This is a genomic window from Streptococcus cristatus ATCC 51100 (assembly GCF_011612585.1).
GTDB classification, from domain to species: Bacteria; Bacillota; Bacilli; order Lactobacillales; family Streptococcaceae; genus Streptococcus; species Streptococcus cristatus_H.
The window spans coordinates 1,827,276-1,842,189 of sequence record NZ_CP050133.1; the positions used below are offsets into that span (position 1 = coordinate 1,827,276).

The following is a 14,914-nucleotide window of genomic DNA, read 5'->3' on the forward strand; positions in this document are numbered from 1 at the left end:
GAGGATGAACATTGCTTTCATCCTCTTTTATTTGTGTTCAATTCTTAAGACAAGGTACGACGTAAGTTTTCTAATTCCTTTAGTTGATGACGATCCCGGTAGGGATTGAGCTGGCTTTTGGCTGTTTCATAATAAGTTTCAAAGTCCTGAGCTAGTAAATTTTCAAAACCAGCTTCCTGCAAGCTGCCAGCCAGCTGGCGATACTTAATCACAGCCATCAGATAGTAGATCAAGCCCTTGTCCCGCGGATTGCCATAGCGACTAATGAGACTATCCTTTTTCCGCAGCAGATCAAGCACCGGCTGATAATCTCCCTTCTCACAGCCAATCAAGGCCAAATACACTTCCAACTGGGTCTCCTTCCAAGGAAAGCTGAGCGACTTTAGGGCTACTTTCGCTTTCAGCAAGATTCGCTCCGCCTGTTCATAATCTTTCAGCTGATAATAAGTCAGTCCCAAGCCTATATAGAAAGCAAAAATCGAAGGCTCTGCTGTTTTATTTTCCGTCAACTCGATCGCCTCTTTCTGATGAGCCAGCGCTGTTGTGAAATTCCCACGAATCTGCTCAATCTCTGCCAGATAATCTAGAGCCGCCGCAATCTGAATCGAATACTTTGAGCGCAACGAAGCCGTCAAACTAAAGCAATCGATAGACTGGTAGAGATGACGGAGCGACTGCTCCTCATCTCCAATCATGAGATGATACAGTCCCTTAAGTCGAAGATTCATCGCAATAGCTTCGTGATTATTAGCCTGAACTGAAGCATCCAGGGCCAACTCCGTATAGTAGCGCATCTCAGGAATATTCTCCGTCTGGATGCAATAGTAAATCATCTGCCGATAGCCTTCTAGGAGAAACTCCATCTGCTGCAGCTCTTTAGCAGAAGCAATCACCTGCTGGATGTTGTCCATTCCCTGCTGGTAATTCCCCGTCCGGATAGCATAGCGCCCTTCCAGATAGAGAAAGCGGAGAACCAATAACTGAAAATCTTTGTGATTCTGGTGTCTTCTCTCTAATCCTCCTATTTCCCGACGGATACGATCAAATTGGTCCAAAACTGCGGACTGATTGCTATCATCCGTCTTTTCGATAAAGCCAAACTCCCGCGAATAAATCGGAAAGAGCTCATGATGAAACTGCAAGGTAGCCTCGAGATAATGCAACTCATACTCCAGAGACTTAATCGGCTGCTTGGACAGCTTGTAGTGATAGGCGATGTCATTGAGCAACTGAGCATGATAGAGAGAGGCTCCTAGCTGGTCTTCCATGCCTTGGGCAATCTGGTGATGTAGCATCCGCTTCTTGGCAAGCGGCAAGCGCTCATAAGCATAAATCCTCAAAAGCTCCTGGCTGAACCGTAAAACCAATTCCTCCTGCTCCTCTTCTATTAAAAGCTGTTTTTGCCCAAATCCTTCAGCAATTTCGACCACTTCTTCCACAGATAGGCCTAGCAACTTAGCTAAGAGTGCTACCGAAGCTGGGGAACTGAAGCAAGCCAGATAGTCAACCAATTCCTCCTCCTGGCTGCTCAAATAGCCTAATTTCAGAGATAGTTTTGCTTTAATAGCTGAGGTCAATGGCTGGAATTTCTCACCTCGCAGAAGCTGTTCCGCATACTCCGACAGAAAGAAAGGAATGCCCTGACTGACCCGATAAATAGCCTCAAGCCGTTCTTCAGATATGACTAACTGTCCCGTCTGGGCCTGCAAATACGCCACACTAGACTTAAAATCCAGCGGCTGCAGTTCAATGCAGTCTAGCTGGTTACGAAGCAATAAGCGATTGAAAAAGCGCCCAAGATAAGGTGGTGTACTCAGATGCTTGGTCAACACAAAAGCTACTGGATAATCCCTCAAATGGTTCATAACCTGCTCTAAAACAGCCACACTTGCCTCATCCATCCAGTGACAGTCCTCAACCAAGATCACCAGAGCCTTTTTCTTAGAAATCTTTTGCAAAATATCCAGTACAAACCGAGCCAGACGATCCGTATTCGGCTCAAGATCCGAAGCTTCACCTGCCATAACCGGAAAATAACTATCCAAAATAACCTGCCACTGGCTGGTCGAAAGGATCTGATGCTGAATAACTAAGTCGCCCAAGCCATCTAGCAGACTGCGCCAAGGCTGCAATTCGACCGTCATTTCTTCCTTAAAGCACTCAGCCATGACAATCTGGAAATACTTGGTCTGATTAGCCAGTACTTGTCGGGTCACTGTCCGTTTACCGATGCCAGTACCACCGACTAAGAGCAGCGCACGAGGTTCTTGCCTCTCTATAATCTTAGAAAAATAAGATTCCAAACGCTTGATTTCACCTACTCGGCCAAAGAAGTGGTCTGTATTACGTAAAAATTGCTTGATCTTACGATCACTGCGATCCTTGGCCATCACTTCATGATACAGCTGTTGAATTGCTTCATTCGGACTAATCCCCAATTCCTTGTCCAAGAGATTGACCAAGTTATAATAAGTCTCAATCACCTTACCAGGTCGATCATTCTCCTGATAAAGCTTCATCAGCAGATGATAATTCTTCTCATCAAACTCATCGATACTGATCATACGACGCAGATTTCGCTCTGATTCCTCCAAATTTGATGGATCTTTTTCCAACTTTTGGTAGCAAGCCTGGATATAGAGCTGCTCATATCGCGTCCGCATCTTGGACACCCAATAGTCAAAGGCTTCACTGTCCTTGAGATAGAAGCCCTGCAGAAAATCACCCTGATAGAGCGACAGATGCTCCGCTGGATGGTCCGTGAAAAGTTCTACATCGCTTTCAATCGCGCACTCGGGATTAAGCGATAGCACAGTCCGGTTGGGAGCGACAATCCATTCTCCGCCCAATAGCTTGTTAGCCTGATAAATGGTATTCCGCAGATTCTTTTTGGCGGTCTGATTATCCTTGTTTTCCCAGAGGATTCCTGCAATCTCCTCCCGATTGACTGTTCCATTGATATGGAGATAATAGAGCAGAGCATTGATTTTGGCAAAAGGGAAAAAAACTTCCTCTTGATTGAGAAAGACACTCGGACTTCCCAGCAATTTCAACCTCAACTGATTTTTCGTCATGCAAACGCCTCCAAGAAACCTTATAGAACTAATATAAACAAAATAAGACATTTTAGCAAGCAAGAAAAAACGACTCTATCATTTATCAGCTTCTAAATGATCAAAATCTATAAACAAAAACCACTAAACAGCAAATGAATCTGATTAGTGGTTTCTTCATTCATCTTAAAAAGATTGAACGGATGGGGTATGGTTAAAAAGCGCATGGGTCGCCTTATAGATATGGTAAGCTGTTGCCGCGTTATTCATCGTATAGAGATGGATTCCTGCTACATCATGGGTCACCAAATCGACAATTTGATCCACCGCATAGGCTAAACCAGCTGTCCTCAGGGATTCTGGATCATGTTCATACTTATCCAGAATAGCCTTAAATTTGCGCGGAAGATGAATATTCTCACATGTTTTCAAAAGACGAAGCGCTTGGTTTCGGTTAAGAATAGGCATGATACCTGCATGAATCGGAACATCAATTCCAGCCAAGGTACACTTATCTTGGAAATCATAGAAACGTTCATTGTCAAAGAAGAGCTGAGTGACAAGACTAGAGCAGCCTGCATCCACTTTCTTCTTGAGATTCTGAATATCTGAGATCTGGTTTGGTGAGTCTGGGTGTCCCTCTGGATAGCAAGCACCAATGATGTCAAAATGTGGTGCCTCTGTCTTGATATACTCAATCAAGTCAGTCGCGTATCTAAAATCATCCTTAGGAGCCACATCTGGAAAAATATCGCCTCGCAAAGCCAAAATCTGATTGACCCCAACCCGATCCAAAGCCTGCAAGATATTGGATACCATTTCCTTGGTTAGATAAACAGCTGGCAAATGGGCAATCGTTGGAATCTCAAGGTCATTGGAGATGAACTCAGCCAAACGAACCGTTGTCTCCTCAATATCAAATTTATTATTGCTGGCAGTCACACTGATAAAGTGGGGAGCCAGATCTTGCATCTCCCTCAACGCCTGAAAAATCTTATCATTGCCTACTGCCGGATTAGGAGGAAATACTTCAAATGAGAGACTAGGAGTTTGGCGATTCACCATAGAGATAAAATTCCTTTCAATCTACTAACTAGCAGCCTATAACAAACCTGCAAACAGCTTTGTTGCAGGTTTATCAGAGCTGAGTTTAAATGTAGAAATAATATTAATTCAGTTTTTGTCTAGCTGCTTTGGCCGCTTCTACAAGGCGGATCAAGCTTTCTTTTGTTTCTGGAATACCACGTGTTTTCAAGCCACAGTCAGGGTTGATCCAAACTTTCTTGCTTGGTACTTTAGCAAGGATCGCTTCGATTGTGTGGTCGATTTCGCCTTCATTTGGCACACGAGGAGAGTGGATATCGTAAACCCCAGGACCCACTTCTGTTTGGAAGTTTTTCGCTTTGAGTTCGTCCAAGATTTCAAGGTTTGAACGGCTTGCTTCGAAAGAAATAACGTCCGCATCCATGTTGTCAATAGCTGGGATGATATCGGTAAATTCTGAGTAACACATATGAGTGTGGATTTGAGTATCTGGCGCAACTGTAGAGTGTACCAAGCGGAAGGCAGGGATTGCCCAGTCAAGGTAGTCTTCGTACCAGTCGCTACGACGGAGTGGCAATTTCTCACGAAGAGCAGCCTCGTCGATTTGGATAATTTTCACGCCAGCAGCTTCAAGGTCAAGAACTTCATCCTTGATCGCAAGAGCGATTTGAAGAGTTGAGTCCTTGATAGAGATGTCTTCACGTGGGAATGACCAGTTAAGGATGGTAACCGGTCCAGTCAACATACCTTTAACAGGTTTGTCAGTGCGGCTTTGTGCATAGCTAGACCATTTCACAGTGATTGGGTTGAGACGAGTGACATCACCCCAGATGATTGGTGGTTTCACCCCACGCATACCGTATGATTGTACCCAACCATTCTTAGAGAAGAGGTAACCTGACAAGTTTTGACCGAAGTACTCAACCATGTCATTACGCTCGAACTCACCGTGTACCAGTACGTCAAATCCAACTTCTTCTTGCCATTTAATCCATTCGTCGATTTGCTCTGCCAAGAACTTGTCATAGTCTTCTGCTGACAATTCACCCTTGCGGAAGGCCAAACGTTTGGCACGAACTTCTTTTGTTTGAGGGAATGAACCGATGGTTGTTGTTGGAAGAGCTGGAAGTTTGAAGGCATCTTCTTGGATCGCTTCACGTTCTGCAAAGGCTGGCAAACGAGTGTAGTCTGCGTCAGTCAATCCAGCGATACGAGCACGAAGTTCAGCATTTTCACCAACACGTTCAGTCGCAAAGAGTTCTTTGTTTGCTGCAAGAGCTTCTGCACCTTGACCGTTGCGGATAGCATCCAAGTCACGGATTTCATCCAATTTTTCTACTGCAAAAGCAAAGTGGTTCAAGATAGCTGGCTCAAATTCTTCATTAGCAGTTGTAAATGGCACATGAAGAAGTGAGCATGAGCTTGTCAAAACAATGTTTTCAGCTGGGATTTGCTCAAGAACAGCCAAGCTCTTTTCGTAGTTGTTGCGCCAGATGTTCTTACCATTGACAATACCCGCATAAAGAGTCTTGTCAGCTGGGAAGCCACCTTTAACAAGCTCAAGAGTTTTCTTACCTTCAACGAAGTCTAAACCGATCGCATCTACTGGCAAGTTGACAAGGTCAGCGTAGACGTCACGAACGTCCCCAAAGTAAGTTTGAAGCAAGACTTCAAGACCTTTTTTATCAGCCAAGAGTTTGTTGTAGATGTTCAAGAAGAGAGCTTTTTCTTCAGCTGTCAAGTCTTTGACAAGAGCTGCTTCGTCGAGTTGGATACGAGTTGCACCAAGTTCAGCTAATTTAGCAAAGACTTCTTGGTAAGCAGCTACAAAGCTATCTACGAAGTCTTCTGCTTTCACACCTTCTTCAAAGTCTGACAATTGAAGGAAGGTGAATGGACCCACAAGGACAGGACGAGTGTTCAATCCAAGTTCTTTTGCTTCTTGGAACTCATCAAAGATTTTGTGACCTGCAAGTTTGACTTGAGTGTCTTTTTCAAACTTAGGAACAATATAGTGGTAGTTGGTGTTGAACCATTTCTTCATCGGAAGAGCACGCACATCCCCTTTTTCTCCTTGGTAACCACGCGCCAAGGCAAAGTAGCGCTCAAGGTCAGTCAAGTCCAAGTTTTGAACAGAAGCAGGCACCACGTTGAAAAGGAAAGCTGCATCTAGGAAGTTGTCATAGTGAGAAAAGTCATTTGATGGGATTTCAGTGATGCCTTTTTCTTTGACAATGTTCCAGTGCTTCGCACGCAAGTCTTTCGCTGCTGCCAAGAGTTCGTCTGCTGAGATTTCATTTCTAAAGTATTTTTCAGTTGTAAATTTTAATTCGCGGAATTCACCCAAACGAGGGAAACCAATGATAGTCGTTGACATAAACGTCCTCCAAAAATTGTTGTTGAAACTATCTTAACAGAAAATCTGCCCTCTGTATAATTGGAATTTCCCAGAGTTTGATATAGTTTAAAACTATATCACTATTATATACAAAAGAAAAAGATTTGAGACACGTGTCTCAAATCCCTTTTTTTGCTTGTTTTTAAGTTACATACTAGTTTATAGATTAAAACAGGCTATCGCTAATTCTTATAAACAACTATGACTTGTTATTAGAAAAGACTATAGGTTATCTAAATTTTGATATTTTTGATTTCTCTTATCGCTTTTTAATAAAATGAGCGAATCAATTGGAGTCCTCTGCTAACTATACTAAACTTTAAGCATCTTTTCATCTTCTAAAAATTTCCTGACACTTAGGATACAAAGTAATAATTTTCTTTTAGTTCTCGGAAACGATCAAAACTGAGAATGCCCTCATTTTGTAATCTTCCTAGAACAATACTCGGGTGAATATTTATTTCTTCGGCAAATTGAAGGATGTCCGACTTATCAAAGTTTCCTTTTTCTACAAAAGCTTGATAGGCTTCAGGTCTAATCAAGAGATCTTTTGCAAACTGGTCTGCCTGTTCCTCAGAACGTCGGTATGAGTCACTGTTTCCGTCTTCAGATGAAAAATCGTTCTGTAAAATGTGCCCAATCTCATGGAAAAGTGAAAACCAGAAAATATCGGATGCCTTGTTTCGGTCTGTCAATAATAGCAAGGCACTACCATTGCTGAATTTTTTTGTAGCACCATTCAGATTAGCATTTGCCAAAGCAGGTAGACCGACTAGAACAACACCACAGTCTAGCAAGATATCAGACAAGCGTTGAGGAAAGACTTCTGGATCTTGCCTAGTCAACCCTCTCAAAGCAGGCAGATTTTTCTCTAGTTTTCTACGATTGAGCTTAGTAGTTGTTTTATCACGCGCCTTTTTAGATGCCAACTCTAGCATGATATTGGAGTTGACTATACTTTTAGGCGTAAACTCACGTGTATTCCGATAACTCACTAGATGGTTGAAAGTCGTGAGGTTTTTTAAATTCGCCACACCTAAAATCTTGCGAAGCTCGACAATCTTTTCTTTCAAGGTATAGCGTTTGTCTGGAACGTAACCTTTTTCCTTAAAATACTTGAAATCAATCATCTCACAGATTTCTTTCTCGCCACCTTCTTCCAGCTCTCTTTGCTCTGCAATCTCTGCAACTTTTACATCGTAAGCATTCTGAAGATTGAGCCAGGTTTGCATGGAAACTCCGCTTAGCTTGGCCAACTTATGAGCCGTCTCCTTACTAATAGACTCCTCAGCATTGACGAGCTTGCTGACAGTCTTTGCAGAAACTCCCAAACGCTCTGCAAATTCTTTTTGCGTCACATTATAATCTTCAATCAACTCTTCAACATACTGACCTGGATGAAAAGCAATCAGGTCTTTATATTCAACAATTTTATTACTCATAGTGATTGCTGACCTCCTCTATTTTTAGAATTTCGATTTCAACGGGACTAGGAAATACCTTTTCTAGATCCTCATCACGAAATTCTACAATCAACCGATAGGAACTCCTTCGACCATCTATATCCAAAGCAAACTGTCCCTGTCTCTTTCCCTTGAGTTGGTGAAAGTGATATTTAGGAAAAGCTGTCACACTAGCCAAAGAATCCGCCGCTTCCAAAAAGTTGATCAACTGATGCAACTTTACAGCAATCTTATCCGAAAAATCCTTTTTCGCTTGTCTCAGCTCTGTGCACTGCTTTTTAACAGTTTTGTTTGTATAGATAAGCTTCATAAGTCCCTTTCTGTTAAATTAAATTACCTTTTGGGTAATTTAATTATAGCATCTTTAGACAATAAAAACCAGCCAAAAGTTAATTTGGCTGGGATTTTAAGTCGGGTTGACGTATCTAACTACTTTCCCATCACCCTTTGAACTCCTTCAGAAACTGTTTGAGCTCAGCATCGGCTTCTGGTGTGGTTCCGTGGAGTTGATTAAGCATCTCTAGTAGCGAAGCTGTTTGGCTTTCGATTGCTTTATTTGTATCATTAATCTTGCTGACGATTTCTGTTAGTAGCTCTACTTCTTCCTCCTCAAAGGTATCTACATAGCGAGGAATATTAAGGTTATAGTCATTTTCGACAATTTCTTCATAGCTTGCTAGATGGGCAAACTTATCAATCTCCTCACGAGACTTGTAGGCTTCCAGAATCTTCTCGATATGAACATCCGTCATGATATTCTGGTTTTTCCCCTTATCAAATTCCTTAGAGGCATCGATAAAGTAGACATCACGATTGATGCGGTTCTTTTTGAGAATGATGACCGTGGTCGGAATGCTGGTATTAAAGAAGATATTGGCAGGTAGACCAATAACCGTATCAATAGCCCCTTCTTCTAGCAAGGCCTTACGAATGGTCCCTTCCGCATTACCACGGAAAAGAACACCATGAGGAAGGACGATAGTCATAACTCCATTATCTTGCTTGAGATGGTAGTAACCATGTAAAAGGAAGGCAAAGTCAGCCTTGGACTGAGGTGCTAGTTTCCCAAAAGGAGAGAAACGAGGATCATTCAGGAAGCCAGAACTTGCGGACCACTTGGCAGAGTATGGAGGGTTCATGAGAACCCCATCAAAGTTGGTCGGTTCTTGAGTCGGCCAGTCTTCGTCTAGTGTATCAGCATTGTGGAGAAATTGATTCTCAACTGGAACACCGTGTAGAATCATGTTCATCCGAGCCAAGTTATAAGTGGAGGTATTGAGCTCCTGACCGAAGTAGACCACCGTCTGCGGTTTATGAGAGTATTTCTTGGCATTGAGCAAGAGAGAGCCAGAGCCCATGGTCGCATCATAGATGGTAAAACCTTGCTGGTCCTCACGACCTAAAAAGGCAATCTGAGTCATGAGTTTGGCAACAGGCTGAGGTGTATAAAACTCACCAGCCTTTTTACCCGAGTCAGTCGCAAACTGACCGATCAGATACTCATAGGCATCCCCCAGCATATCGCCCGCATGACCAGCTACATCTAGAACAGCCAACTCCTTCATAACTGCCGCCACCGTTTGGTTTTGCTTTTGTGGAGTTGCCCCTAACTTTTTAGAGTAGAGGTCGATATCTTCAAAGAGATTTTCATAGAGGTCGTCGCTCTGCTCAATATCTCGAAAGCCCTGCGCCAGATCTTCCAGCTGAAAAGTTCCCTCATTGACACGTGCTACTAGAGCGGTAAAGGTCAGGTCTGGCTTGATACTATAGTTGAGTTCATCCTTCATGACCGTGAGGAGATCCTCGTGAGTGTCCGCATCCTCGTAGTAGGAGCGATAGACCTCAAGGGCATCCTCCAGACTATCTGTCCCCTCCTCCATAGTCTCCGCCACGAAAAAGAGCATCTTATCAGACAGATACTTGTAAAAGACCATGCCCAAAAGATAGGACTTATAGTCATTAGCATCCATCTTAGAGCGGAGAACATCCGCTGAGTTCCACAGGGCTTGGTAAAGCGACTGGGAAGTTTGTGTTGTTTCCATAGTGTTTCTTTCTTTTTGCTTAATCCAAAATATCAAAAATTAATTTAATGGTTCAATAGTTTTGCTTCCAATTCTTCAAAATATTTATGACGTAGTTCTTTCTGTAAATCACTATCCAATGAAATTCGACTTAAAGCTTTTTCTTTGAACTTAGGAGTTATTTCTGTGTTTCCTCTATACTCTGTTATTTCTTCCTTTAAATTACAAATTTTTAAAATTGCTGAAAAATTAGATGAATCCAAACTTGCTTCAACGATAGAATTGATTTTATTAAACGTTGAATCTACATCAAATTCAGAGGCTAAGCTATCTAAAAACACATGAGCATCGTGTTCATTTGGTTCACTTTTTTCAATAAAATGACTTTCCATAAATTCATCAAGTCTCTTTTTCAAGGCAATATTTATTATTTTATCTTTTTTCTCTCTACATGAACTAATAATCGCATCTTTAAAATTATTAAATTTTCGCTGTTGTCCTGTATTATCATCAAATGGTAATACAGATTTCACTACTGATTCATCTACTAAAATCATCTCTATTTCATTAAATGGAAGAACAAAAATAGCCTGTTCTTTGTATACTTGAATACTACTTTCATCCATCCAGTCATTATCTATAATTCCATATGCTGTATTACCATGTAAATGTTGTAAATTATTATAGGCTTTTGTATGTTGGATAACCTGTTTATGTCCTTGAACTGGTTTTACAAAACAAAATTCACTGAATAATTTGGAATATATTTGATAGTCCAGACTAGTTTTAGTCCCCTCGCAAAATAGGATCGGCTTTCTTGTCCCAGATACTTCAGTTAATAAGGATAAAGGAATTTCTTGTGATTCTTCTAATATCTCATAATCCAAATCATAAGGTGCTTCAAATTTCTTACACCACAAATAGGTAGCGTTTGTTCTTGATTGAACAAAATCCATATTATGTGAAGCAAAAATGAATTGACAGTCAGGACGTTCTGATATCAGTAAGTCCCATAATTCATTATAGACTGCAGCATTTAAAAAAGTTTCTGGTTCATCAATAACAATATAGCTATTTTCTGGAGCAAGAAAGACATTACCTATATAAAACAATATGCACCGCTCCCCATCACTAAGCCCATTTATACTATATCTAGAGCCATTTTTTTCAACTTCAACAACTCTATTATCAGGTTCTAGAATAAATTTTATTTCAGGTAATATGAGATTCCAAACCTGCTCTACTCTATCCCATAAAGCTAAATGTAAATCTTTTTCTCCTCGTGATTTACGGGTAGCAATATTTGTATAATCTTTTACCAATAACGTTATCATTTTAGTAAAAGAACTGGAAAAATCATTCTCGATATTATAAGTCTGTATTTCAATCGTGTTATATTTAATTTCTGCTTTTTTCAAGCCTTCTATATATTTGTCTTTATTAATACTATCACGACCAAAAACATTAGAGACAAAATATAATAATTTTTGAGCAGGTAAAACATACATCTCATCTATACTATTCTTCCGTAATTCATTAATAAGACTTGATTTTCCTGCTCCATTAGCTCCTATAATAACCGTTGTAGACTCCACTTTTGAAATAAACGAGAAAAGTTTAATTACTTTAAAATTCTCTAAAATTTGAGGTAGGTTTGTTTCATACACATAAACATCACTACCAAAGCAATAGTATATACTTTCTAGCCAATTATCACGCAGATTTTTATACTTTTCTGTTATATCACCAGATAAAAACTCATCATTTAGTTCGTTATTAATCAAATCAATAAGAGTTGAAAAATAATTATCTACTTGCTGATATTGAATATGATATGCTTCTTTTTCATAATCAGCTAATTCACTAAAGATATCTTGAAGTCTTTTCTTTTCGGATTCTAAATTTTCAATTAATTCTTTAACAGAGCGATACATAATTCCTCCTTAAATAAACATATCCTGCAAGAGTTTCTTTTTCAACGTCTCAAGCTGAGTAATTTTTTCTCGGTAACCGTTGATGAGGTTATCGAGATTTGAAAAGTAAGCGCCAATGGCATGTTGTTCCTCCATAGCTGGATAGTGTAAAACAACTTTTTCTAAGTCGTTTTTTCTTAAGTGAACGACTGATTTACCTTGTGCTCTTTTAATCAATTCTTTCTGTTGACTTCCATTTGAAATGGTTAAAGCCAAAAAGATAGAGTCCACTTTATTTTCATCTGGATTGATTATATTTAAATCACCACCCAAAATAATTCCTGATTTTTCAACAACTGACGCTCTTGAAATATCCTCTGCACTTTCACCAGATGCTGGAACTATAACTTCTCCACCTTTACTAATCACAGCATTTACTTTTACTGTAGTAACAAAAGTATTAACTTTAGAAATTACAGTTTGGTAATTAGTATAAAGTCGACCATATAGAATTATCTCTTTGCCAGAATTAACCAAGTCATTTTTGGTATATCCATTCCCTTTAGAAAAACTAGCTAATTCTTTTAAAGTTTGAACTTCCCACTCACCTTCAAATCCATCCAAACGAATCTCAGGAACTGTCTGTCCAGCTTTGGGAAACATCTTGGAGAGCATGGTCGCCTTGAGAGCTTGGTAGTTGGCGAGATTGTCTTTGTAGCTTGCCAAAAGGTCGTCGAGGGTGCGGAAAAGGGAACCGATAGCGGATTGTTCTTCAATCCTTGGAAGACTTATTTTCTTAGAAAGTAAGTCTTCTTTAGTAATTCCTTTAATTGAAGTTCCTTGTAGCTGTGTACTTTCTTTTTGCAGCATTCTATAGATACTATAGACTAGAAAATGAGTATCTCCTTTTAAATCTGAGAGAGACAAAAAATCTTGGCTTGTTGCGTAATCTTGATCTATGATAGCCAATTTACCAACACCAACTCTGGTAACAACAGCAATAGAATTTTTAGGAATTAATTTAGCTGATGAATTTTGTAACCCCTCCTCTGAAATAAATTTTTGAGGTTTTACACCAAATAATTTATCCTTCTGTAAATCTGATGATTGAATCCACGGTATAGTGCCATCCCAAAAGATCGGCTCTTTGGTACTTGGAGTTCCTCCGGTTTTGAACTGACAAGCTGCATTACTAATCTTTACAAGAAGCCAATTCTCATCAAATTTATCAAATCTATATTTAGGTGATTCATTTTTCATTTATTACTCTTTTCTATACGAGAATGTATTCGATACCCTAACGCACTCTCAATTTTTTTCTTTCTATTTTTTAATTGTGCTAACATCAAATTGTTAGTATTTGGACTAATTTTATTAAAAATATGTTGAGCACGCTTTGCATAGCTAATAAAATTACTCGGATAATATTTGGATCTCCCAAAATCGGTATATAAAGAATAAATTTTATGTCGATTAGGCAATTTTGCCAGCCCTTTTCTCTTTTGTATTACTTTTGAATCATATATTAACTTTCGAGCATTTCTATAGAATTTATAGATACTCTTTTCTCTTATTTTTACATTTTTTCCATCAAACGAAAAACCTAAATAATCAATTTGGCATACTCTGTCATTATTATTTATAACGATTTTATCTTTGATAAAATAAGTTTTAATCTTCTCCAATTGTAAATATATTCTGTTTGTTTTTGAAAGGTCTTCAATAATTTCATTTACTTTTTCAACATAATCTTCTCCGTACTTATCAATTAGTTTTTCGATGTTCAAAACTAGAATAAAGTCATCTGAATATCTTTGATAAAAGCCATCGAAATCTTTGGAAATATCAGACATACATTTATCAAAATCAATAGCATAAATATTAGCTAATATTCCACTTAAAGAATTACCTTGTGGTATTCCGTAAGAATTCTTATTCAATTTACACTTATTTTCTTTTTTAAACTTTCTAAAATCTCTAATATTTTTAAAATAACTAATATAATTATGTTGAACCAAAGGATTATCAGAATTATCTAAAGTTTCCTTATCAATAAATGCAAATTTTGTTAAAGATTTATAAATATTATACCAATCTGGCGGTAATTGTTTAACATTTAAAATAGCAGACAATCTTTCCTTTAATAACTCATGATCAAGAGTATCAAAAAATTTTTCAAAATCACCAACTATAACATATGCAGTAGATTGTTTCTCTATGAAATGAATTGCCTCCGCTGCAAAATTAATGTTACTTTGATGCTTTCTATTAGTTCGATAAGCAACAGAATATTTATCAAGCTTTGCTTCTGTAATCCATTCGTTATAATAGATATTTAAAATATCGGAATAATATTTATAAATGAAACTATCTAAGTGACCCGAATACATTAGAGTACGTATTTTTTGTTTTACAGGCCTATTTCCCGTACTAGCACGCTCGTATCCAACAAATTTTTCTGATATTTTATTGTAACACAAAAAAGGAAGAAAGCTATGGTGAGCAATCTTCTCTGGGTTTACAATGTAATTCTTAACTTTATGAATAGAAACTTGTTTATCAATATGCAAATAACCTTTGCATCTATATAAATCAAAATTAATTTTTTTCATACATCAAAAGGAGCAATATTAACAATAGGTCGGTAATCCTAAAAAGTTAATATTGCACGCTTAACTACTATTACTAACTACCGAATATTAAATAATTGCTTGTTATCTTAAGAAGTGTAAAGAACAACATAAACTGTTTCACCTTTCTTGTATAGAAACACTCAATTAGAGTTTGCATAAGAGCCGAACTGAGCTCCGCTTCAATTGATAAGCGAAGGTCGGATCCAAAGTGCGGAATGTAGCGCTTTGATAGTTTCACAATAAAACACGCAGCGATGTAGATCGCTGAAAGATAAGCACAACCTATCTCTATTGTACCACGAAATTCTATCGTGAGCAATGTATAATCCAAAGAACAAGCTAAATCCAATATCCCATACGGCTATACCTATGGACGCTAACTATTTTAT

The 14,914-nt window shown here is 38.8% G+C and carries 9 protein-coding genes; all 9 read right to left on the reverse strand.

The window, feature by feature from the left end; genetic code table 11:
* Positions 1-44: 44 nt before the first annotated feature.
* Positions 45-3,074 (reverse strand): ATP-binding protein, encoded by a 3,030-nt coding sequence (locus tag HBA50_RS09090; protein WP_045497981.1) that lies wholly within the window; start codon positions 3,072-3,074, stop codon positions 45-47.
* A 165-nt stretch (positions 3,075-3,239) separates the two neighbouring features.
* Positions 3,240-4,118: a methylenetetrahydrofolate reductase [NAD(P)H] gene (gene metF, locus HBA50_RS09095; protein ID WP_045497984.1), complete on the reverse strand. Its 879-nt coding sequence runs from the start codon at positions 4,116-4,118 to the stop codon at positions 3,240-3,242.
* Positions 4,119-4,221: 103 nt separating this feature from the next.
* Positions 4,222-6,474, reverse strand: a complete 2,253-nt coding sequence (gene metE / locus HBA50_RS09100) for a 5-methyltetrahydropteroyltriglutamate--homocysteine S-methyltransferase (RefSeq protein WP_045497987.1) — start codon at positions 6,472-6,474, stop codon at positions 4,222-4,224.
* Positions 6,475-6,851: 377 nt separating this feature from the next.
* Positions 6,852-7,937, reverse strand: coding sequence for a HigA family addiction module antitoxin (locus HBA50_RS09105; RefSeq protein ID WP_045497990.1), 1,086 nt, complete (start codon positions 7,935-7,937; stop codon positions 6,852-6,854).
* Positions 7,930-8,268: a type II toxin-antitoxin system RelE/ParE family toxin gene (locus tag HBA50_RS09110; RefSeq protein ID WP_045497994.1), complete on the reverse strand. Its 339-nt coding sequence runs from the start codon at positions 8,266-8,268 to the stop codon at positions 7,930-7,932. Before HBA50_RS09110 ends, HBA50_RS09105 begins: the two co-directional genes overlap by 8 nt.
* 130 nt (positions 8,269-8,398) lie before the next feature.
* Complete coding sequence (locus tag HBA50_RS09115; RefSeq protein ID WP_045497997.1) at positions 8,399-10,000, reverse strand: type I restriction-modification system subunit M; 1,602 nt, start codon at positions 9,998-10,000, stop codon at positions 8,399-8,401.
* A gap of 44 nt (positions 10,001-10,044) precedes the next feature.
* Entirely contained in the window at positions 10,045-11,913 is a 1,869-nt protein-coding gene (locus HBA50_RS09120) for a DUF4435 domain-containing protein (protein ID WP_045498000.1), read from the reverse strand.
* A 9-nt stretch (positions 11,914-11,922) separates the two neighbouring features.
* A complete protein-coding gene (locus HBA50_RS09125; RefSeq protein WP_045498003.1) occupies positions 11,923-13,152 on the reverse strand; it encodes a restriction endonuclease subunit S in 1,230 nt (409 codons plus the stop codon).
* Positions 13,149-14,504, reverse strand: a complete 1,356-nt coding sequence (locus HBA50_RS09130) for a reverse transcriptase/maturase family protein (RefSeq protein WP_045498005.1) — start codon at positions 14,502-14,504, stop codon at positions 13,149-13,151. The genes HBA50_RS09125 and HBA50_RS09130 overlap by 4 nt, the downstream gene beginning before the upstream one ends.
* Positions 14,505-14,914: the final 410 nt, after the last annotated feature.

Bases quoted from the DNA above. Each gene is read 5' to 3' on its own strand.
- HBA50_RS09090 (WP_045497981.1), bottom strand. From the start codon at position 3,074: ATGACGAAAAATCAGTTGAGGTTGAAATTGCTGGGAAGTCCGAGTGTC.
- metF (WP_045497984.1), bottom strand. From the start codon at position 4,118: ATGGTGAATCGCCAAACTCCTAGTCTCTCATTTGAAGTATTTCCTCCT.
- metE (WP_045497987.1), bottom strand. From the start codon at position 6,474: ATGTCAACGACTATCATTGGTTTCCCTCGTTTGGGTGAATTCCGCGAA.
- HBA50_RS09105 (WP_045497990.1), bottom strand. From the start codon at position 7,937: ATGAGTAATAAAATTGTTGAATATAAAGACCTGATTGCTTTTCATCCA.
- HBA50_RS09110 (WP_045497994.1), bottom strand. From the start codon at position 8,268: ATGAAGCTTATCTATACAAACAAAACTGTTAAAAAGCAGTGCACAGAG.
- HBA50_RS09115 (WP_045497997.1), bottom strand. From the start codon at position 10,000: ATGGAAACAACACAAACTTCCCAGTCGCTTTACCAAGCCCTGTGGAAC.
- HBA50_RS09120 (WP_045498000.1), bottom strand. From the start codon at position 11,913: ATGTATCGCTCTGTTAAAGAATTAATTGAAAATTTAGAATCCGAAAAG.
- HBA50_RS09125 (WP_045498003.1), bottom strand. From the start codon at position 13,152: ATGAAAAATGAATCACCTAAATATAGATTTGATAAATTTGATGAGAAT.
- HBA50_RS09130 (WP_045498005.1), bottom strand. From the start codon at position 14,504: ATGAAAAAAATTAATTTTGATTTATATAGATGCAAAGGTTATTTGCAT.